Below are 19864 nucleotides of genomic sequence, written 5' to 3' on the forward strand. Positions count from 1 at the left end.
GAGTCGTGATCAAAGGCAGTGCCCCGGAAGAGAGTTGAGGACGCCATGGCGCAGGTGACGGAGCACGGCGGAGGCGTCTGGTCCATCGAGGTCCCGATTCCGGACAACCCTCTGGGCCACACCCTGGTCCACGTCATCGAGACGGACAGCGGCCCCGTACTGATCGACACCGGCTGGGACGACCCCACCTCCTGGGACGCGCTGACCGGGGGCCTGGCAGCGCTGTCCCTCTCCGTCGCGGACATCCACGGCGTCCTCATCACTCACCACCACCCCGACCACCACGGCCTCTCCGGCCAGGTACGGGAGGCATCCGGGGCCTGGCTCGCCATGCACGCCGCCGACACCGAGATCGTCAAGCGCACCCGCAGCGCCGAACCGGCCGTCTGGCTGGAGTACCTCACCCGGAAACTCGCCGCCGCCGGAGCGCCCGACGAGCACCTCGCACCGCTGCGCCGGGCCCGCGCCGCCGGCAGGATTCGGACGCTCCCCGGGCTGCGGGCCGCCATACCCGACCGTGAGATCGTCCCCGGCGACCTGCTGCCGCTGCCCGGCCGCCGACTGCGCGCCATCTGGACGCCCGGCCACACCCCCGGCCATGTCTGCCTCCATCTGGACGAGGAGCACCCGGCGAACCGGCCGGGCAACGGGCGGCTCTTCTCCGGTGACCACCTGCTGCCGGGCATCACCCCGCACATCGGGCTCTACGAGGACCGGGACGACGCCACGGCCGCCGATCCCCACCCCCTCTCGGCCCCCTTCGAGCAGGGGGACCCGCCCCCACTCTCAGCTTCGTTCGAGCGGGGGGACCCCCACCCACTCTCAGCTTCGTTCGAGCGGGGGGACCCCCTCGGCGACTACCTCGACTCCCTGGAGCGGATCGGCCGGCTGGCCCCCGCCGAGGTGCTCCCCGCCCACCAGTACGCCTTCACCGACGCCGCCTCCCGGGTACGGGAGTTGCTGGCCCACCACGAGGACCGGCTCCGGGACCTGCTGACCCTGCTGGCCCAGCCGCAGACCCTCTGGCAGATCGCCGAGCGGATGGAGTGGAACCGCCCCTGGGAGCAGATTCCGCACGGTTCACGCAACATCGCGGTCTCGGAGGCCGAGGCCCATCTGCGGCGGCTGGTGAAACTGGGGCAGGCGGAAGCTCTCACCGGCAGTGACCCCGTGACCTATATGGCGGTATAGCGGGAAACAACGGCCCGGCCCTCCCGGCACCCGCGCGAGGCGGCCGCGACCACGCCGGATCAGGCCCGCCGCCCGCATGCCACCCGCTCCCCGCCCGCGGCCGAACTCGGGACCAGCGGAGGATAGTCCGCTGGTCGGAGTAGCGTTAGGGTCATGCATTCAGTACCGCACATCACGAGGGGGGCGGCCGCCGATGGCGCCGGACGAGGCTGTGATCGGCTGCACGGGGAAGCTGATCCTGGCAACGCGCGGATCCGCCGGTCCCGGTGAGGTCCTGATCCAGGTCAGAGGAGGCTGGGAAGCCTTTCTCGCCTGGTCCCAGGAGCCCTTGTCGTACGGGGCGACAGTGCTCGTGATCGAATCCCGCGGTACTCGCCAGGTCGACGTCATCGAGTGGGCCGATCCCGTGGATCCGCTGGATGCGCTGACCCTCGACCCCGGCGACACCGACTAAGGAGACCAAGGATGTTGGGTTATCGCGTTCCAGCGCCGGACGAGGCCATGCTCATCTCCGGAGGCAGGCGTGGTCTGGGCGGTGCGCCCTTCAGGGTCGTGACCGGCCACGGCAAGTTCGTACTTCCGGTCTTCCGCAAGACCCGCTTCCTGACGCTGGCGATGTGCGAGGCGGAGGTCGCCGAGACCTGTGTGACCCGGCAGGGCATCGTGCTGACGGTGCGGGCCGTCATCGCGTTCAAGGTCGGCAACGACACGGAGAGCATCGTCAACGCCGGCCAGCGCTTCCTCTCCGACCAGGACCAGATGTCGGTGCTGACCGGCCGGATCTTCTCCGGCCATCTGCGCTCGATCATCGGCTCGATGACCGTCGAGGAGATCGTCACCGAGCGGCAGAAGCTCGCCACGGAGGTGCTGGAGACCTCCAAGACGGAGATGGCCAAGATCGGTCTGATCGTGGACTCGCTCCAGATCCAGTCGATCGACGACGGCGAGACCGGCTATATCGCGGCCATGTCCGCCCCGCACACGGCGGCCATCCAGCGGCAGGCGCAGATCGCCCAGGCGCAGGCGACCCAGCAGTCCGTGGAGGCGCAGCAGGAAGCCACCCGTAACCAGGCCGAGTACCAGCGGCAGACCGCCGTCGTACAGGCGCAGTACTCGGCGGAGGTGGACCGGGCGCAGGCGCAGGCCGCCCAGGCCGGCCCGCTCGCCCAGGCGCACGCGCAGCAGGAGGTGCTCGCGGCCCAGACCGAACTGGCCGAGCGCGCCGCCCAGTTGCGCCAGCAGCAGCTGGTCGCCGAGATCGTGAAGCCCGCCGAGGCCGACGCGGAGCGCATCAGGGTGCTGGCCGTGGCCGAGGCCGAACGGATGAAGATCCAGGCCGCGGCTGCCGCTTCGTACGACCGGGTGGCGCTCGACCGGATGCTGATCGACCAGCTCCCGCAGATCGTCAAGGAGGCCGCGTCCGGCCTCGCGGGCGCCAATGTCAACGTGCTCAACGGCGCGGACGGCCTCGGCGAGATCGCGGCCGGTCTGGTGGGCCAGGGCCTGACGATCCTCGACTCGGTACGGAAGAACCTGGGCGCGCAGGACGACGACGCCCACCAGGGCGGCCGGGGCGCGGAGATCCAGCGCTACCTCGGCGGGAAGTCCGGCAAGGACAACGGCGACAACGGGCCGATCGACATCAAGTAGGACCGTCCACAGCCTCCGGGCTTCAGGGACGAGAACGACGAGTACGGACGGCGGCGCACCCGGTTCAGCGGGTGCGCCGCCGTCCGTTTCCCCTGGCCGCCCCCGAAGGCGCCCGGGGGCGGCCGGTACAGTAAGACGGTCGTCATCACACCCGCACAGGGGGAAGCCGGTGCAATTCCGGCGCTGACCCCTTCCCCAAGCTCTCGGCTCCGCTCGACCGGGGGAGGCCCCGTCCGTGAACCGCCGCCACGGCGGTGAGCCGGACCGCCCTGTACGGAAGTGACCGGCTCGTGCCACCGGAAGCCCCCGGTGGCCGGCACCGTCGAGGTATACGGAGCCGGAGCCCCGGTGCCTGAGCGGGCCCGTGTCCCGGCCCCCCGCAGGAGAGGCCCCGCCGCCATGATCCTTCGCCGCAGCGCCACCGCGCTCGCCGTATCCGCCGTGCTCTGCGCGGCCGCTGCGCCCACGGCCTTCGCCTCGCCGTCGCCCTCGCCGTCCCCGGTGCTCCCCTCCGGTCTGTACGGCAAGACGGACCCCAAGTACGACGGAGTCTGGCGGCAGTCCCTCGCGCTGATCGCGCAGGACGCCACCGGGGTCCGGCCCGCCGCGAAAGCCGTCGACTGGCTGACCGGCCAGCAGTGCGCCAACGGCGCCTTCACCTCCTTCCGCGCCGACGTGACGAAGCCGTGCGGCGGGAAGGAACTCCTGGACACCAACGCCACCGCGGCCGCCGTGCAGGCGCTCAAGGCGCTCGGCGGGCACGACGCCGCTGTGAAGAAGGGCGCCGGCTGGCTGAAGTCGGTGGCGGGCAAGGACGGCGGCTGGAGCTACAACCCGGGCGGCCCGAGCGACGCGAACTCCACATCCGTGGTGATCGGCGCGCTCGCCGCGGCCGGGGAGCCGACCGCCGGTGCCAAGAAGGTGCTGGTCTCGCTCTCGATCCCGTGCGACGCCAAGGAGGGCGGCGGCGGATTCGCGTACCAGCCCGACAAGAAGTCCGGGAAGCTGTACGCGAACGCCGACGCGACGGGCGCCGCCGTACTGGGCGCGCTGGGCGCCGGTCTGGCACCGGGCCCCGGCGGCAAGGACGTCGGCGGCACCGGCTGTCTGAACGCCTCGACTCCCGCCCAGGCCGCGCACAACGGCGCCACCTACCTCGCCGGGGCGACCGCGGGGAAGGCCTATCTGAAGTCCGCGATGCCGGGCGCCGAGGACCAGCCCGACTACGGCAACACCGCCGACGCGGTGACCGCGCTCGGCGCCGACGGCCTCATCGCGCAGGCCAGGCAGCCCCTCGCATGGCTGGAGCAGCACTCTGCGGGATGGGCCAGGCAGAGCGGCCCCGCCGCGTACGCCCAGCTGATCTTCGCGGCCCGTGCGAACGGTATCGACCCGCACGACTTCGGCGGCGCGGACCTGGTCAAGCAGCTCAACGCGACCGGCCCCGCCCCCGCCGGTTCGGTGCAGGCCGCCGACTCGAAGAAGGACAGCGACAGCTCGGGCTTCAGCGTCTGGTGGATCATCGGTATCGGCCTGGTCGCCGGACTCGGCATCGGCTTCCTGCTCAGCATGCGCGGCAGGAAGCGGCAGCGCTGATGCGCCGCCCGATACCCCGTGAGCACCCCGTGCGGACCGGTTCCGTCCGGCTGATGGCCCTGGCCGTCGCGGTGGGCGCCGCACTCACCGCGTTCGGCGCCGCTCCCGCACAGGCCGCCGGGTACCGGTACTGGTCGTTCTGGGACCGCTCGGGCAGCGGCTGGCAGTACGCCACCCAGGGCCCGTCGACGGCCCGGCCCGCCGACGGGGACGTACAGGGTTTCCGGTTCGCCGTCAGCGCGGACTCCCAGGACGCGAGCAAGCCGCGCGTCCCGGCGCACGGCGGTCCCCTCACCTTCGACGGCATCTGCGCGAAGACCCCGGCGAAGGGCGGCTCCAAGCGGATCGCGCTGGTCATCGACTTCGGTACGGCGGCCGACGCTCCGGACGGCGAGAAGCCGCCGGCCGAGCGCACCGTGTGCGCGCGGGTCGGCGGGGACGCGACCAGCGCGGAGGCGCTCGCCGCCGTCGCCCGGCCGCTGCGCTACAACAGCGACGCGCTGCTCTGCTCGATCGCGGGCTTCCCCGGGACCGGCTGCGGCGATCAGGTCTCGGGGACCCAGAAGGGCGGCGGCCACGAGCGGCGGACCGGCAGCGCCCCGCAGAACGACAGCGGCGGGCCGTCCGCAGGGCTCGTCGGCGGGGTCGCCGCGGTGGTCGTACTCGGCGCGGCCGGTGTGTGGCAGGCGCGCCGCAGGCGCAACAGCGGATGACGGTGTCACTCCGCGCCCCTGCCGTCGGCCGCAGCAACGCCCTGCACGCGGGGGCCTGGTGGCTGTGGGCCCTCGGGCTCGCCACCGCCGCGTCCCGCACGACCAACCCGCTGCTGCTCGGCCTGCTGGTGGGCGTGGCGGGCTATGTGGTGGCGGCCCGGCGCACGGACGCGCCGTGGGCCCGCTCGTACGGCACGTTCGTGCGGCTCGGGCTGTTCGTCATCGGTATCCGGCTGGTGTTCTCGGTCGTGCTCGGTTCCCCGGTCCCCGGCTCGCACACACTGTTCACGCTGCCGGAACTCCCGCTGCCTCACTGGGCGCAGGGGGTCCGGATCGGCGGCCGGGTGACGGCGGAGCAGCTGGTGTTCGCGCTGTACGACGGCGCCAAGCTGGCCACCCTGCTGATCTGTGTGGGCGCGGCCAACGCGCTCGCCAACCCGGCCCGGCTCCTCAAGTCACTGCCGGGCGCCCTGTACGAGGTCGGGGTGGCGGTCGTCGTCGCGATGACCTTCGCGCCGAACATGGTCGCCGACGTGGTGCGGCTGCGGACCGCGCGGCGGCTGCGCGGCCGTCCCACCGGTGGGGTCAGGGCGGTCCTGCAGATCGGACTGCCGGTGCTGGAAGGCGCGCTGGAGCGGTCGGTCGCCGTGGCGGCCTCGATGGACGCGCGCGGGTACGGCAGAACGGCGCAGGTGCCGCGTGCGGTCCGGCACACCACGACCGTGCTGACGCTCGGCGGGCTGCTCGGGGTCTGCGCGGGGACGTACGGCCTGCTCGCCGCCGAGGGCGCCTCGTACGGTCTGCCGGTGCTCGGCGTGGGGCTGCTGGCCGCGCTGGCCGGGCTCAGGCTGGGCGGCCGCCGCTCCGTGCGGACGCGCTACCGGCCGGACCGCTGGGGCCCGCGCGCCTGGCTGGTCGCGGGGTCGGGGATCGCGGTGGCGGCGCTGATGATCTGGGCGAGCGGACGCGACGCGACGGCTCTGCACCCCGGTGTGGTCCCGCTGGTCGCACCGGTGCTGCCGCTGTGGCCCGCGGCTGCCGTGCTGATCGGGCTGGTCCCGGCCTTCGTGGCACCCGTACCGGAAGCGCCCGTGCGGAAGGCGACCATGACGAAACCGCCCGGGGCGAAGGGCCCCGCGCCGGTGGACCCGGCGCCGCGGATTCCCGCGCCGCAGGCCCCCGTCCCACAGCCCCCGTACCGAGAAGGAGGAGGGTGTAAGTGATCCGGTTCGAGCAGGTGTCGGTCACCTACGCCGATGCCCGGGAGCCCGCCGTCCAGGGGGTCGACCTGACTGTGCCCGAAGGCGAGCTGGTGCTGCTCGTCGGCCCGTCCGGTGTCGGCAAGTCGACACTGCTCGGTGCGGTGTCCGGTCTGGTGCCGCACTTCACGGGCGGGGTGCTGCGCGGCCGGGTCACCGTAGACGGCCGGGACACCCGGACCCACAAACCCCGCGAACTCGCCGACCTGGTGGGCACGGTGGGCCAGGACCCGCTCGCCCACTTCGTGACGGACACCGTCGAGGACGAACTCGCGTACGGCATGGAGTCACTGGGGGTCGCCCCGGACGTGATGCGCAGGCGGGTGGAGGAGACCCTCGACCTGCTGGGCCTCACCGAGCTGCGCGACCGGCCGATCGCGACGCTCTCCGGCGGTCAGCAGCAGCGGGTCGCGATCGGCTCCGTGCTCACCCCGCACCCCAAGGTGCTGGTGCTCGACGAACCGACGTCCGCACTGGACCCGGCAGCCGCCGAAGAGGTGCTGGCCGTCCTCCAGCGGCTGGTGCACGACCTGGGCACGACCGTGCTGATGGCCGAGCACCGGCTGGAGCGGGTGGTGCAGTACGCGGACCAGGTGATCCTGCTGCCCGGTCCCGGCGAGGCGCCGGTCATGGGGGCGCCCGCCGATGTGATGGCGGTGTCCCCGGTGTTCCCGCCGGTCGTGGCGCTGGGCAGGCTGGCGGGCTGGGATCCGCTGCCGCTGTCCGTACGGGACGCCAGGCGCAGCGCCGCGGCGCTGCGCGAGCGGCTGGACGGCCGGGTCCGCACGGACCCGCCCGCTCCGCCGCCCGCGGGACCGGTCGCCACCGTGGACCGGCTCGGTCTGCGGCGCGGGCGGATCGAGGCGCTGCGGCAGATCTCCCTCTCGGTGCGCCCCGGCGAGACGGTCGCCCTGATGGGCCGTAACGGCGCCGGGAAGTCCACGCTGCTCGGCACGCTCGTCGGGATGCACGAGCCGTCGTCCGGGTCGGTACAGGTCGGCGGCAGCACCCCGCACCGGACCCCGCCGCGCGAGATGATCCGCCGGGTCGGGCTCGTACCGCAGGAGCCGCGCGATCTGCTGTACGCGGACACGGTCGCCGCCGAGTGCGCGGCGGCCGACGCGGACGCGGGCGCCGACCCCGGCAGCTGCCGCGCTCTCGTCTCCGAGCTGCTCCCCGGCCTCCCCGACTCCGTCCATCCGCGTGATCTCTCCGAAGGGCAGCGCCTCGCGCTGGCGCTGGCGATCGTGCTGACCGGGCGCCCCCCGCTGCTGCTGCTCGACGAACCGACACGCGGCCTGGACTACGCGGCGAAGGGCCGGCTGGTCGGGGTGCTGCGCGCGCTGGCCCGGGACGGGCACGCCATCGTGCTCGCCACTCATGACGTGGAACTGGCCGCCGAACTCGCCCACCGGGTCGTCATCCTGGCCGACGGCGAGATCGTCGCGGACGGGCCGACGCCGGAGGTGGTGGTCTCGTCGCCGTCCTTCGCGCCGCAGGTCTCGAAGATCCTGGCGCCGCAGGACTGGCTCACGGTGGCCCAGGTGCGGGAGGCGCTGTGAGGGCCATCGGGCTCGGGCCCCGTTCGGTCGCCGCGCTCGTCCTGATCACGGTGATCGGGGTGTTCGCCTTCGGCTGGCCGCTGCTCGCCGACTCCGGGTCCGGGCTCGCGCACTCGCAGGACGCCCCGTGGCTGTTCGCCGCGCTGCTTCCGCTGCTGGTGGCCGTGGTGGTGGCGACCATCGCCGACGCCGGTCTCGACGCGAAGGCGGTGGCGATGCTCGGTGTGCTGGCGGCGGTCGGCGCCGCGCTGCGCCCGCTCGGCGCGGGCACGGCGGGACTTGAGCCGATGTTCTTCCTGATGGTGCTGAGCGGGCGGGTGCTGGGGCCCGGATTCGGCTTCGTGCTCGGCTCGGTCACCATGTTCGCCTCCGCCCTGCTGACCGGCGGGGTCGGGCCGTGGATGCCCTTCCAGATGCTGGCTATGGGCTGGTTCACGATGGGCGCCGGACTGCTGCCGGGCGCCCGGCGGCTGCGCGGGCGGGCCGAGTTGCTGATGCTCGCCGGATACGGGTGCGTGGCGGCGTTCGCGTACGGCACAGTCATGAACCTGCAGGGCTGGACGTACATCGGCGGGCTCTCCACCGGGATCTCCTTCCATCCCGGTGACGCCGTCGGGGCGAACCTGACGCGCTTCTTCGCGTACTGCGCGGCCACTTCGCTCGGCTGGGACCTGGGGCGGGCGGCCGTCACCGTCGTCCTGACCCTGGTCGTCGGCTCGACCGTCCTGAAGGCGCTGCGCCGGGCGACCCGGCGCGCGGCCTTCGACGCGGAGCCCGCGTTCGAAGCGGCGACTGTACCCGGCGTACAGGCCGTCTCCGAGGCAGAGCCGGACCTTCCCGGTCCGGCCCGCCCCGGGACCGGGTCGGCTACAGCCGCTGAATGATCGTGCCGGTGGCCAGCGCGCCGCCCGCGCACATCGTGATCAGTGCGAACTCCTTGTCCCTGCGCTCCAGCTCGTGCAGTGCGGTGGTGATCAGCCGCGCGCCGGTCGCCCCCACCGGATGCCCCAGCGCGATCGCCCCACCGTTCACGTTGACCTTCTCCAGGTCCTGCTCGAAGACCTGGGCCCAGCTCAGCACCACCGACGCGAACGCCTCGTTGATCTCCACGATGTCGATGTCCTTGAGCGACATCCCCGCCTTGCCGAGCACCGCACGCGTCGCGTCGACCGGCCCGTCCAGATGGAAGTGCGGGTCCGAACCCACCAGCGCCTGGGCGACGATCCGCGCCCGCGGCCTGAGCTTGAGCGCCCGCGCCATCCGCTTGGACGCCCACATGATCGCGCAGGCGCCGTCGGATATCTGCGAGGAGTTCCCCGCGGTGTGCACGGCGACCGGCATCACCGGCTTGAGCCGGGCGAGCCCCTCCATCGTGGTGTCACGCAGCCCCTCGTCACGGTCGACGAGGCGCCACATGCCCTGCCCCGCGGCCTGTTCGTCCTCGGTGGTGGGGACCTGGACGGCGAAGGTCTCCCGTTTGAAACGCTCCTCGGCCCAGGCGGCGGCGGCCCGCTCCTGCGAGATGAGGCCCAGCGAGTCGACGTTCTCGCGGGTCAGCCCCCGGTGGCGGGCGATCCGCTCGGCGGCCTCGAACTGGTTCGGCAGGTCGACGTTCCACTCGTCGGGGAAGGGCTTGCCGGGACCGTGCTTGGAGCCGCTGCCCAGCGGCACCCGGGACATCGCCTCGACACCGCAGCTGATGCCGATGTCCATGACTCCGCCCGCGATCATGTTGGCCACCATGTGGCTGGCCTGCTGCGAGGATCCGCACTGACAGTCCACGGTGGTCGCAGCGGTCTCGTACGGCAGCCCCATGGCCAGCCACGCGTTGCGCGCCGGGTTCATGGACTGCTCGCCCGCGTGGGTGACCGTACCGCCGACGATCTGCTCGACGCAGTCGGCGTGGATGGCGGTGCGGCCCAGGAGTTCACGGTAGGTCTCGCCCAGCAGATAGGCGGGATGGAGATTGGCGAGGGCGCCTCCACGCCTGCCGATGGGGGTACGTACGGCTTCGACGATGACGGGTTCCGCGGCCATGAGCTCGTCCTCTCCTCCACGTCCGCTGAGGCGTCCCGGCGCCCGCGCGGAAGAACTGATACGCGTTCTAGTTCTCTGTGCAGTCTTATGAGTGCTACCCCCGGTACGCAAGGCCTGTGCACGGGTCTTGCGGTGCCGGGCACCCATTCCGCACGCAACAACTCCGTCCGGAACCCTTGCTCCTTGTAGAACTCGTTACTATCTTTCGGAGCACATCTGATGGGTCGTCAGACGATTGAGCGGCCGGACACAGCCAGCCAGACCTGGAGTTGGAGGAGCCGATGCACTGCCCCCATCTGCCCGAAGGGTTCGACTTCACGGATCCTGATCTGCTCCAATCCCGGGTCCCGCACCCGGAGTTCGCCCAGCTCCGGCAGACCGCTCCGGTCTGGTGGTGCACCCAGCCGACCGGGATCGCGGGCTTCGGCGACGAGGGGTACTGGGCCGTGACCCGGCACGCGGACGTCAAGTACGTCTCCACGCACCCGGAGCTGTTCTCGTCCAACACCAACACCGCCGTCATCCGGTTCAACGAGTCCATCAGCCGCGACCAGATCGACGTACAGCGGCTGATCATGCTCAACATGGACCCGCCGGAACACACCCGGGTCCGCCAGATCGTCCAGCGCGGCTTCACCCCGCGCGCCATCCGCTCGCTGGAGGACACCCTGCGCCGGCGCGCCCGCTCGATCGTCGAGACCGCGCTGGCGGGTGCGGCGGACGACGGCTCCTTCGACTTCGTGACCAACATCGCGGTGGAGCTGCCGCTCCAGGCCATCGCGGAGCTCATCGGCGTACCGCAGCAGGACCGGGCCAAGATCTTCGACTGGTCCAACAAGATGGCGGCGTACGACGATCCGGAGTACGCGATCACGGAGGAGGTCGGCGCCGAAGCGGCGATGGAGATCGTCTCGTACGCGATGAACCTCGCGGCGGACCGCAAGGAGTGCCCGGCCAAGGACATCGTGTCCACGCTCGTCGCGGCAGAGGGCGAGGGGAACCTGTCGTCGGACGAGTTCGGTTTCTTCGTCATCCTGCTCGCGGTCGCGGGCAACGAGACCACCCGCAACGCGATCAGTCACGGTATGCACGCCTTCCTCACGCACCCCGAGCAGTGGGAGCGCTACAAGGCCGAACGGCCCGATACGACGGCCGAGGAGATCGTGCGCTGGGCCACCCCGGTGGTGTCCTTCCAGCGCACCGCGACCCAGGACCTGGAGCTGGGCGGGCAGCAGATCAAGGCGGGTGACCGGGTCGGCATCTTCTACTCGTCGGCCAACAACGACCCCGAGGTCTTCGAGAACCCGGAGCAGTTCGACATCACCCGCGACCCCAATCCGCACCTCGGCTTCGGCGGCGGCGGCCCGCATTTCTGCCTGGGCAAGTCCCTCGCCGTACTGGAGATCAACCTGATCTTCAACGCCATCGCGGACGTGCTGCCGGACCTGAAGCTGACCGGTGACCCGCGGCGGCTGCGCTCGGCCTGGCTGAACGGGATCAAGGGGCTCCAGGTGAACCGCGGCTGACGGGCCGGGCCGGCGCCCCCTCTGAGGCCCGGCCCGTCAGCCGGTGCCGGCCGCCTCGGGCTCCGGCTCGGACGACGGGGGCTCGGGCTCGGACGGTTTGGACAACGGAGGCTCGGGCTCGGACGACAGGTCCGGCGACGGAGAGGCTGCGTTCGGCACCTCCGCCGTCCCGTCCGTCGGTGCCAGCAGCGTGCGCGGGCCGGCCAGCAGATAGGTGAGCCCGAAGCCGAGCGCCACCACCGTCGCCCCGCCGATCGCGTCGAGCACCCAGTGGTTGGCGGTGGCGATGATCGCGCTGACCGTGAAGAGCGGGTGCAGCAGCGCAAGCGCCTTCATCCAGCGCTTCGGGACCAGGACGGCGACGGTGACCCCGCACCACAGCGCCCAGCCGAAGTGCAGCGAGGGCATCGCCGCGTACTGGTTGGTCATCGCGGTCATCGCGCCGTAGTCCGGGTGCGCCAGGTCCTGCACCCCGTGGACCGAGTCGATGAAGCCCAGGCCCGGCATCAGCCGGGGCGGGGCCAGCGGGAAGAAGTAGAACCCGACCAGCCCGAGGAGGGTCGCGAACGAGAGCGACGTACGGGCCCAGCGGTAGTCGCTGGGGCGGCGGACGTACAGCACGGCGAGGATCGCCAGCGGCACCACGAAGTGGAACGACTCGTAGTAGAAGTTGAAGAACGATTCGAGCCAGTGGACCTTCACCACCGCGTGGTTGGCCCAGTGCTCGATGTTGATGTGCAGGGCCTTCTCGATCGAGACGACCGTACGACCGTGCGCCTCGGCGGCGGACCGGCCGCCGGTCGCGGCGGCCCGGATGTGCGAGTACACCGAGTAGCCGACGCGGATCGCGAGGAGTTCGAGCAGCAGATTGGGGCGGGTCAGCACCCGCCGCCAGAACGGCAGCAGCGGGACCCGGCTCCAGCGGGCCGGGACGGGCGTGGCGTAGACGGTGGGCTCCGCCGCGTCCCAGCCGGGCGCGGTGCGGCCCATGAACGGCACGGCGCAGGCGGCGGCCAGCGCGGTCAGCAGCACCACGTTGTCCCGTACCGGGTACAGCGCCGCCATGTTGGGCAGCAGCATCGTGCCCGGCAGGGTGCTCACCAGCACGACCACGGCGGGCCAGACCATCCGGTCGGCGGCGCGCCGGCCGACCCGGCCGACGACCGCGAGCAGCACCCACAGCAGCTGGTGCTGCCAGGCGGTCGGCGAGACGGCGACCGCGGCGCAGCCCGTCACCGCGACGGCGAGCAGCAGCTGTCCGTCCTTCGCGTAGCGCGCCGCGCGGCGCAGCGCGAGCACCGAGACCGCCACGGCGAGGACCAGGAAGACCACGATCTCCAGCGGCCCGTGCAGACCGAAGCGCAGCAGCGCGCCGTGCATCGACTGGTTGGCGAGCCCGTCCGGGTGCGAGCCGAGGCCGGCTCCCGCCACGTGGTGGATCCAGTACGTCCAGGAGTCACGCGCCATCAGGGCCCAGGCGAGCGCCGTGCAGACGGCGAAGGCGGCGGTGGCGGAGAGCGCGGCGCGCCTGCGGCCGGTCAGCCAGAGCAGCGGCACGAAGAGCAGCACGGTGGGCTGGAGCGCGGCCCCGAGCCCGATGAGCGCTCCGGAGCCGCGCTCGTCCCGTACGGCGAAGCACCCCAGCAGGACGAGCAGCACCGGGATGATGCTGGTCTGGCCGAGGTGGAAGGCGTTGCGCACCGGCAGCGAGAGCATCAGCAGGCTGATCGCGACGGGGGCGGCGATCAGCGATGTGCGCCGGGAGACCTCACCCGGCAGCGCGCGCGCCACGACCACGCCGAGGACGACGACGAGCAGCAGCGACCCGAAGGTCCAGGCGACACCGAGGCTCTGCTCGGCGGAACGGGTCAGCGGTTTCAGTACGAGACCGGAGAACGGGGTCCCGGTGAACTTCCCGGTCGCGTAGAGCGGCCCGCCGATGTGCAGCACGCCGTCGGCGCCCGTCCACGTCTCCAGGTCGGTGAGGCGTCTGCTGGGCGGCAACCGCAGTATGGCGGCCACCTGCCGGACCGCCAGTGCGGCGACGACCAGCCAGAGCACCGCCCGTGCCCGCTCGATTCCCGCTCCTGCGCCCACCGCAGTCCGCGCCCCGCTGTGCCCGTCGTTCGCCACGCCGCGCCGGCCCTCCACCCGTTTTCATCACCGGAAATGCCCGGTACCTGTGTCTGATAGAGACTCGCACTGCTCCGGAGTAAGGACGCAGGCAACCCCCTGTTCACCTGACCCGGCCCCTGCGGTTCCGGCCAAGGGTCGCGGTGAGGACGACCGTTGGGGGTACGGAGACACCACCGCCGGGATCGCCGCCCCGGCCGGCCGGTGACCGACCTCCTGGGCCTGTCCAACCGGGCCATTCAAGCACTGCCCGCGCCGGTCCGCAGGTCGCTCGGTCCGTGGACCCCTGTGGCACGGCGTCAGCCCGCGGCCTCGCGAAGGGCCCCGGACCACCGGCAGGGTTGTCCGGAACCGGCCCCCTCCGCCCGCCGTCTGTGCTCGTGTCGGACGCGGCACGGCACGGCGACGGCACGGCGACGGCACGGCGACGGGGAGAGGCCACGGGGGATGCGGGTACGGCAGGTACGGCGGGTACGGCGGGTGCAGGGGATGTGGCGGCGGGGCATACAGGCACGTGAGCCCCGGGCTCGGCAGATACGGGGAGGGGGCCGGGCGCAGCGACCGTTGGGTGCGAGGAGGCTCGCGGGGACGCTGCGGAGCCGAACGCTCCTTGTCGTGCTCGCGCTGCTGGCGGTGCAGTTGGGATCGCTGATGGCACCGGCGTACGCCTGCGGGTGCGGTGCGCTGGTGCACGACCCGGCGTCCCGGCTGAACGTCGACCGGGAGACGTCGGCGGTGCGCTGGGACGGGCACAGCGAGCAGATCGTGATGAGCCTGACGGTCGCGGGGAACGCGGCGCAGGCCGCCTGGATCATGCCGGTACCGCACCGGGCCACGGTCACGCTCGGCGACAACGCGCTCTTCGACGCGCTGGATTCGGTCACCGCGCCGGTGCACCGCACCCGTCACCACTTCTGGCCGCACGGCAACGACTGGCCGTTCGGCTCCGGGTCCTCCGGTGACGGCGCGTCCGCCGCCGCGCGCCCCGCGGGCGCTCCCGCTGTCGGTGTGGTCGGCCGCGAACGGCTGGGGCCCTTCGACGTCGCGCGGCTGACAGCCACCGACCCCGCGGCCCTGGACAGCTGGCTCCGGCTGAACGGCTTCCGGATGCCCGCCGGGATGTCGGAGGACCTCAAGCCGTACGTCGACCAGAAGTGGGAGTACGTCGCGGTACGGCTGGCCCCCGACCGCAAGGGCGGCACGCTCACCGGCGTGCTCGACCCGCTCCGGCTGAGCTTCGCCAGCGACCGGCTGGTCTATCCGATGCGGCTGTCGCGGCGTGCGCGGAACCCCCAGACGCTCGGGCTGTACGTACTGGCCGCGCACCGGATGGAGCCGCGGGGCACCATCGGCGGGCTGCCGCCCGAGGTGACGTACGCCGGGCGGATCCCGTCGACCGGCGCGCTGGGCCGCTTCGCGGACGGGGAACGGTATCTGACCGCGCTGGAGCAGAGCTTCCCCGTGCCGTCCCGGATCAATGGGGACCACGAGCTGCGCCGTACCTCGTCCGACCGGCCCTACCAGCGGGTGATCTACGAGGAGAGGCTGCTGACAGCGGGCGGGGTCCCGGTCTGGCTGCTGACCGCGGGCGGGGTGCTGCTGGTGCTCGTGGTGGCGGCGCTGCTGCTGGTGCCGGCCCGCCACCGTCGCCCGGTCGTACCCCCGCCACCGGTGCACGTACCACCGCCGCTCTCCTGACCCGCCGGGGGCGCGCACTCGGGCCACGGGTAGATTCCTGGGTGAGTTCCCAGAAGGAACTTACCGGGAACTCATTTTTCGGCGGACCCGTGGGAGGAATCCATGCCCGAGATCCAGCACCAGGATCAGGACCGGTGGACCGAGGTCGACCGGTACTTCACCGACCATCTGGTCCCGGCCGACGACGCCTTGGAGGCCACGCTGGCCGCCAGCGACGCCGCCGGCCTGATCCCGATGAACGTCGCCCCGAACCAGGGCAAGCTGCTGCATCTGCTGGCCCGTATCCAGGGCGCGCGCACCATCCTCGAAATCGGCACGCTCGGCGGCTACAGCACCATCTGGCTGGCCAGGGCGCTCCCGTCCGACGGCCGTCTCGTCTCCCTGGAGGCGGACCCGGCGGCCGCCGATGTGGCCCGCGCCAATCTGGCGGGTGCCGGGCTCGGTTCGGTCGCCGAGGTCAGGACGGGAGCGGCCCTCGACACCCTGCCGGTACTGGCAGCCGAGGGCGCCGGCCCCTTCGACCTGGTCTTCATCGACGCCGACAAGCCGAACAACCCGCACTACCTGGAGTGGGTCCTGAAGCTGACCCGGCCGGGCAGCGTGATCATCGGGGACAACGTGGTGCGCGACGGCGCGGTCGTCGATCCGGCCAACACGGATCCGCGGGTCCGGGGCACGCGGGCGATGATCGAGATGATCGCCGACCACCCGAAGCTCAGCGCGACCGCGCTCCAGACGGTGGGCAGCAAGGGGTACGACGGCTTCGTCCTGGCGCGGGTGGTCGCCTGACCCGCCCGGCACCGGTGAGCGGCGGGTACGGCAGGATGGGCGATATGAGCATCGTGAAGATCAACGTCCTGACCGTGCCCGACGAGCAGCGCGAGGTGCTGGAGAAGCGGTTCGCCTCCCGCGCGGGGTCCGTGGAGAACTCCGACGGCTTCGAGTGGTTCGAGCTGCTGCGCCCGGTCGAGGGGACCGACCAGTACCTCGTCTACACCCGCTGGGCCAGCGAGGCCGACTTCGAGAAGTGGATGGCGACCTCCATGCGCGGCGCCCACGCCGGCGGCGCGGAGGGTGGCGAGCGGCCCAAGCCCGCCGCCTCCGGCTCTTCCCTGTGGTCCTTCGAGGTCGTCCAGCAGGCCGCCCCGAAGAACGGCTGATCAGAGCTTCGGCTCCGCGCTCCGCCACCTCACGGCGGGTGCGGAGCGCGAGCCGCAGTTCTGCCGCCCCCGCCTCACCGCGGCCGGTGGTGTGCGCGGCCCGCTTCCTCGGTCTCGAAGCCGGTCCCCCGTACGTCCGCGGCGGGGTCCGCGCCCGCTTCCGCGACGGAGTCCGGCACCGGCTCCTCGTCGTGCCCGTCGGCCGTGCCTGCTTCCAGGCCGTCGCCGCGTACGTCCGGGACGCGTACATCCGAGCCACCGGTACCGGTCTGCCCCGGCGCCGCTTCCGACCGCTCCTGCCGGTCCCGCCCGTCCTGCTGGTCCTGCCTGCTCTGTTCGTACGTCATGACGCAGCCTCTCCCTTCGCTTCACCCGGTGCCGCACCGGCAGCGGGCGCCATTCGTACGCCGTTCGAGTGTCCCGGAATCCGGGTGCCAAACAGCGGCACCGCCGCCACAATGGCTCCGGTGACCTGGATCGTGGCCCCCGAGCCCTTCGACACCCCCGACGCGTACGCGCTGCGCCGCTCCTACTACGACGAGGTGGCCAGCCGTTACTGGCAGCGGGCCGCCACCGAGCAGGAGATCGACGACGGGCTGGCCGGCGACGGGGTCGAGCAACTGGCTTTCCCCACCGGGGAGTTCCTTGTCGGGCGGCACGAGGGCAAGCCCGCTTCCTGTGGCGGGGTGCTGTTGCTCGACCCGGCGACGGCCGAGCTCACCCGGGTGTACACCCGCCCCGGACAGCGCGGCACCGGGGGCGGCAAGATCCTGCTCGCCCTGCTGGAGGACGCGGCACGACGGCTGGGGGCGACGAGGATGGTGCTGAACACCCGCCTCGATCTCGTCGAGGCGCGCGGCCTCTACGTACGCCAGGGCTACCAGGAGATACCGGCGTACACGACCGGCCCGTACATGGACATCTGGTACGGGAAGGACCTGTAGGCGCACCGAACCGGCAGCGTCACACCGGCCGTTGCTCGTGCTCCCGCGGCCATTCGGCGTCGGAGCCGCACAGCTCCGCGTTCAGCTCCTCGACCAGGACGACCAGATCGGTGGGCCGTTCGGGGCCCCACCAGTCGCCGAGCAGTTCGGCCAGGGACTCCTCGCGGGCCTTGGAGAGGCGGGCCGCGACGTTCACGCCCGGCTCGGTCAGCGCGAGCTGCACCCCTTCGCGTACGGCGAGGCCGCGCTCCTCGGCCTGCCGGGCCGCCTCGGTGATGGCCCGCAGCGGGACCGGGGCCATCTCGGCCAGCTGGGCCGGTTCGACCAGGCCGTGGCGTTTGATGCGCAGCAGCAGCCAGCTCGTGGCGGGGAGCAGGTCGTAGCCGGCCTTCGCGGTGATCGTCTCGTAGATCTCGTGGCGCCCCTCCCGGCTGCCGAGCACCGAGAGGGCCCGCATCACCTCGTCGTACGACGACCGCTGGACCGGGTTGGAGGCGAGCGTCTCGGTGACTTCCGGGGTGGTGACCGAGCCGCGCAGCTTGTCCTCCTTGAGGAACCAGGAGACGACGAAGGCGAGAAGCACCACCGGGACCGCGTACAGGAACACGTCGGTGATGGACGAGGCGTACGCGTGCAGCACCCGCGGGCGCAGCGGCGGCGGGAGCGCCGCGATGGCGCGCGGGTCGGCCTGCAGGCTGCCCGCGCTCACGCCGGGTGGCACCGGGCGGCCTGCGAGGGCGTCGCTGAGTTTTCCGTGCAGCCGGGTGGTGAAGATGGTGCCGAAGATGGCCACACCGAAGGACGCGCCGATGGAGCGGAAGAAGGTCGCGCCCGAGGTGGCGACGCCGAGGTCCTGGTAGCTCACGGCGTTCTGCACCACGAGGACCAGGACCTGCATGACCAGGCCGAGGCCCAGGCCGAAGACGAAGAAGCTGATGCTCATCGACCAGGTGGAGCTGTGTTCGGTCAGCCGGTGCAGCAGCGCGAGCCCGATCGCGGTGATGCCCGTCCCGGCGATCGGGAAGACCTTCCAGCGGCCGGTGCGGCTGACGATCTGGCCGGATGCGGTCGAGGACAGGAGCAGGCCGAAGACCATCGGCAGCATGTGCACGCCGGACATGGTCGGTGAGACGCCCTGGACGACCTGGAGGAAGGTCGGCAGGTAGGTCATCGCGCCGAACATCGAGAAACCGACGATGAAGCTGATGACCGAGCAGAGCACGAAGGTCCTGATACGGAAGAGCTTCAGGGGCAGTACGGGCTCGGCTGCGCCCCGTTCGACGTGGATGAACGCGACGAGCAGCACCACGGCCAGCACCGCGAGGCCGATGATGGGCGCCGACGCCCAGGCCCAGGTGGAGCCGCCGAGCGAGGCGACGAGCACCAGACAGGTGGCCACGGACGCGATGAGGAACGTGCCGAGGTAGTCGATGGTGTGCTTCGTCGAGCGGACCGGGATGTGCAGCACGGCGGCGATGACGACGAGCGCGATCACGCCGATGGGGAGATTGATGTAGAACACCCAGCGCCAGGTGAGGTGTTCGGTGAAGAGCCCGCCGAGCAGCGGGCCCAGGACGCTCGTCGCGCCGAAGACGGCGCCGAACAGTCCCTGGTACTTGCCGCGTTCGCGGGGCGGGACGATGTCGCCGACGATCGCCATCGACAGCACCATCAGACCACCACCGCCGAGGCCCTGGAGCGCGCGGAAGCCGATGAGCTGCGGCATGTTCTGCGCGACGCCGCAGAGGGCGGATCCGATGAGGAAGATGACGATGGCCGTCTGGAAGAGCTTCTTGCGGCCGTACTGGTCGCCGAGTTTGCCCCAGAGCGGCGTGACGGCGGTCGAGGCCAGCATGTACGCCGTGACCACCCAGGACAGATGCTCCATACCGCCGAGGTCGCTCACGATCGTGGGGAGCGCAGTGGAGACGATCGTCTGGTCGAGGGCGGCGAGGAGCATTCCGAGCAGCAGGGCGCCGATCGCCACGAGGACGGACCGCTGGGGTTGCCCGTCGGCCGCCACCGGCGCCGCCGGGGGTGCCGGGGTTTCCTGAGCCATGCCTCCCATCCTGGTGCTGCGGAATGGACGCCGCGAGTTCAGGCCGCGAGTTCATCAGGGGTGGCAACGGTGCCTCGTGCGGGCTTCGGGCCGCTGCGCGTACGGCCCCGTATGTGCGGCAGTGCGGCTGTGCGGCTGCCGGATCCCCCGCCGGTCCGCCGGACGACGTGGGCAGGGGCCGCGTACCCGACAGGCCCGCCCGCCGCCGAGCGGGTGACGGGGCCGGGACTGTGCCGGGGAGTGAACAGGACGGCTGAGACAGCCGACTGGGACGGCCGGAATGGTTGGAACGGCCGGAACGGCTGGCGCACAGCCCGCTTTGTTTTGTACTCTACC

Annotated in this window: 17 protein-coding genes; 13 read left to right on the forward strand and 4 right to left on the reverse strand. The window is 71.9% G+C overall.

What is annotated here, in order from left to right; translation table 11 throughout:
* Nucleotides 1–45 precede the first annotated feature (45 nt).
* From OHB13_RS09430 to OHB13_RS09465, 8 genes are all read left to right on the forward strand, one after another.
* Nucleotides 46–1191, forward strand: coding sequence for an MBL fold metallo-hydrolase (locus OHB13_RS09430; RefSeq protein WP_328376752.1), 1146 nt, complete (start codon nucleotides 46–48; stop codon nucleotides 1189–1191).
* A gap of 193 nt (nucleotides 1192–1384) precedes the next feature.
* On the forward strand, nucleotides 1385–1645 hold the full coding sequence (locus tag OHB13_RS09435; protein ID WP_266857509.1) for a hypothetical protein: 261 nt from the start codon (nucleotides 1385–1387) through the stop codon (nucleotides 1643–1645).
* Between the two features lie 11 nt (nucleotides 1646–1656).
* Nucleotides 1657–2841: an SPFH domain-containing protein gene (locus OHB13_RS09440; protein ID WP_266857507.1), complete on the forward strand. Its 1185-nt coding sequence runs from the start codon at nucleotides 1657–1659 to the stop codon at nucleotides 2839–2841.
* 399 nt (nucleotides 2842–3240) lie between these two features.
* Nucleotides 3241–4437, forward strand: a complete 1197-nt coding sequence (locus tag OHB13_RS09445) for a prenyltransferase/squalene oxidase repeat-containing protein (RefSeq protein WP_328376753.1) — start codon at nucleotides 3241–3243, stop codon at nucleotides 4435–4437.
* On the forward strand, nucleotides 4437–5150 hold the full coding sequence (locus tag OHB13_RS09450; RefSeq protein ID WP_405944786.1) for an SCO2322 family protein: 714 nt from the start codon (nucleotides 4437–4439) through the stop codon (nucleotides 5148–5150). The genes OHB13_RS09445 and OHB13_RS09450 overlap by 1 nt, the downstream gene beginning before the upstream one ends.
* Nucleotides 5147–6373, forward strand: coding sequence for an energy-coupling factor transporter transmembrane protein EcfT (locus OHB13_RS09455; RefSeq protein WP_328376754.1), 1227 nt, complete (start codon nucleotides 5147–5149; stop codon nucleotides 6371–6373). Before OHB13_RS09450 ends, OHB13_RS09455 begins: the two co-directional genes overlap by 4 nt.
* Entirely contained in the window at nucleotides 6370–7971 is a 1602-nt protein-coding gene (locus OHB13_RS09460) for an ABC transporter ATP-binding protein (protein ID WP_328376755.1), read from the forward strand. The genes OHB13_RS09455 and OHB13_RS09460 overlap by 4 nt, the downstream gene beginning before the upstream one ends.
* Nucleotides 7968–8855 carry an ECF transporter S component gene (locus OHB13_RS09465; protein WP_443062936.1) on the forward strand — a complete coding sequence of 296 codons (888 nt, stop codon included), beginning with the start codon at nucleotides 7968–7970 and terminating at the stop codon, nucleotides 8853–8855. Before OHB13_RS09460 ends, OHB13_RS09465 begins: the two co-directional genes overlap by 4 nt.
* Here the strand turns inward: OHB13_RS09465 and OHB13_RS09470 are convergent.
* Nucleotides 8839–10008, reverse strand: a complete 1170-nt coding sequence (locus OHB13_RS09470) for a steroid 3-ketoacyl-CoA thiolase (RefSeq protein ID WP_328376756.1) — start codon at nucleotides 10006–10008, stop codon at nucleotides 8839–8841. The two genes, OHB13_RS09465 and OHB13_RS09470, sit on opposite strands and share 17 nt — an antisense overlap.
* Before the next feature lie 281 nt (nucleotides 10009–10289).
* Between OHB13_RS09470 and OHB13_RS09475 the strand changes: the two genes are divergently transcribed.
* Complete coding sequence (locus OHB13_RS09475) at nucleotides 10290–11534, forward strand: cytochrome P450 (protein ID WP_328376757.1); 1245 nt, start codon at nucleotides 10290–10292, stop codon at nucleotides 11532–11534.
* A 36-nt stretch (nucleotides 11535–11570) separates the two neighbouring features.
* On the opposite strand, the gene OHB13_RS09480 is transcribed toward OHB13_RS09475, so the two are convergent.
* A complete protein-coding gene (locus OHB13_RS09480) occupies nucleotides 11571–13595 on the reverse strand; it encodes a bifunctional glycosyltransferase 87/phosphatase PAP2 family protein (RefSeq protein WP_328380253.1) in 2025 nt (674 codons plus the stop codon).
* Nucleotides 13596–14318: 723 nt separating this feature from the next.
* Between OHB13_RS09480 and OHB13_RS09485 the strand changes: the two genes are divergently transcribed.
* The 3 genes from OHB13_RS09485 (at nucleotide 14319) to OHB13_RS09495 (ending at nucleotide 16525) form a co-directional block, all read left to right on the forward strand.
* Nucleotides 14319–15365 (forward strand): DUF2330 domain-containing protein, encoded by a 1047-nt coding sequence (locus OHB13_RS09485; RefSeq protein WP_328380254.1) that lies wholly within the window; start codon nucleotides 14319–14321, stop codon nucleotides 15363–15365.
* Nucleotides 15366–15467: 102 nt separating this feature from the next.
* Nucleotides 15468–16154 carry an O-methyltransferase gene (locus OHB13_RS09490; protein ID WP_266857497.1) on the forward strand — a complete coding sequence of 229 codons (687 nt, stop codon included), beginning with the start codon at nucleotides 15468–15470 and terminating at the stop codon, nucleotides 16152–16154.
* A gap of 44 nt (nucleotides 16155–16198) precedes the next feature.
* Nucleotides 16199–16525: an antibiotic biosynthesis monooxygenase family protein gene (locus OHB13_RS09495; RefSeq protein ID WP_328326079.1), complete on the forward strand. Its 327-nt coding sequence runs from the start codon at nucleotides 16199–16201 to the stop codon at nucleotides 16523–16525.
* 74 nt (nucleotides 16526–16599) lie between these two features.
* Here OHB13_RS09495 and OHB13_RS09500 read toward each other — a convergent pair whose 3' ends face one another.
* Entirely contained in the window at nucleotides 16600–16872 is a 273-nt protein-coding gene (locus OHB13_RS09500) for a hypothetical protein (RefSeq protein ID WP_328376758.1), read from the reverse strand.
* 111 nt (nucleotides 16873–16983) lie between these two features.
* On the opposite strand from OHB13_RS09500, the gene OHB13_RS09505 reads away from it, so the two are divergent.
* Nucleotides 16984–17469 (forward strand): GNAT family N-acetyltransferase, encoded by a 486-nt coding sequence (locus OHB13_RS09505; protein ID WP_328376759.1) that lies wholly within the window; start codon nucleotides 16984–16986, stop codon nucleotides 17467–17469.
* A 19-nt stretch (nucleotides 17470–17488) separates the two neighbouring features.
* Here the strand turns inward: OHB13_RS09505 and OHB13_RS09510 are convergent, their stop codons facing one another.
* Nucleotides 17489–19528: an MDR family MFS transporter gene (locus OHB13_RS09510; protein ID WP_328376760.1), complete on the reverse strand. Its 2040-nt coding sequence runs from the start codon at nucleotides 19526–19528 to the stop codon at nucleotides 17489–17491.
* Between the last annotated feature and the right edge of the window lie 336 nt (nucleotides 19529–19864).

This window comes from Streptomyces sp. NBC_00440 (assembly GCF_036014215.1).
Lineage (GTDB): Bacteria > Actinomycetota > Actinomycetes > Streptomycetales > Streptomycetaceae > Streptomyces.

What these genes read in the sequence shown, in the direction of transcription:
- OHB13_RS09430 (WP_328376752.1), top strand. Translation starts at nt 46, where the DNA reads ATGGCGCAGGTGACGGAGCACGGCGGAGGCGTCTGGTCCATCGAGGTC.
- OHB13_RS09435 (WP_266857509.1), top strand. Translation starts at nt 1,385, where the DNA reads ATGGCGCCGGACGAGGCTGTGATCGGCTGCACGGGGAAGCTGATCCTG.
- OHB13_RS09440 (WP_266857507.1), top strand. Translation starts at nt 1,657, where the DNA reads ATGTTGGGTTATCGCGTTCCAGCGCCGGACGAGGCCATGCTCATCTCC.
- OHB13_RS09445 (WP_328376753.1), top strand. Translation starts at nt 3,241, where the DNA reads ATGATCCTTCGCCGCAGCGCCACCGCGCTCGCCGTATCCGCCGTGCTC.
- OHB13_RS09450 (WP_405944786.1), top strand. Translation starts at nt 4,437, where the DNA reads ATGCGCCGCCCGATACCCCGTGAGCACCCCGTGCGGACCGGTTCCGTC.
- OHB13_RS09455 (WP_328376754.1), top strand. Translation starts at nt 5,147, where the DNA reads ATGACGGTGTCACTCCGCGCCCCTGCCGTCGGCCGCAGCAACGCCCTG.
- OHB13_RS09470 (WP_328376756.1), bottom strand. Translation starts at nt 10,008, where the DNA reads ATGGCCGCGGAACCCGTCATCGTCGAAGCCGTACGTACCCCCATCGGC.
- OHB13_RS09475 (WP_328376757.1), top strand. Translation starts at nt 10,290, where the DNA reads ATGCACTGCCCCCATCTGCCCGAAGGGTTCGACTTCACGGATCCTGAT.
- OHB13_RS09485 (WP_328380254.1), top strand. Translation starts at nt 14,319, where the DNA reads ATGGCACCGGCGTACGCCTGCGGGTGCGGTGCGCTGGTGCACGACCCG.
- OHB13_RS09490 (WP_266857497.1), top strand. Translation starts at nt 15,468, where the DNA reads ATGCCCGAGATCCAGCACCAGGATCAGGACCGGTGGACCGAGGTCGAC.
- OHB13_RS09495 (WP_328326079.1), top strand. Translation starts at nt 16,199, where the DNA reads ATGAGCATCGTGAAGATCAACGTCCTGACCGTGCCCGACGAGCAGCGC.
- OHB13_RS09500 (WP_328376758.1), bottom strand. Translation starts at nt 16,872, where the DNA reads ATGACGTACGAACAGAGCAGGCAGGACCAGCAGGACGGGCGGGACCGG.
- OHB13_RS09505 (WP_328376759.1), top strand. Translation starts at nt 16,984, where the DNA reads ATGGCTCCGGTGACCTGGATCGTGGCCCCCGAGCCCTTCGACACCCCC.
- OHB13_RS09510 (WP_328376760.1), bottom strand. Translation starts at nt 19,528, where the DNA reads ATGGCTCAGGAAACCCCGGCACCCCCGGCGGCGCCGGTGGCGGCCGAC.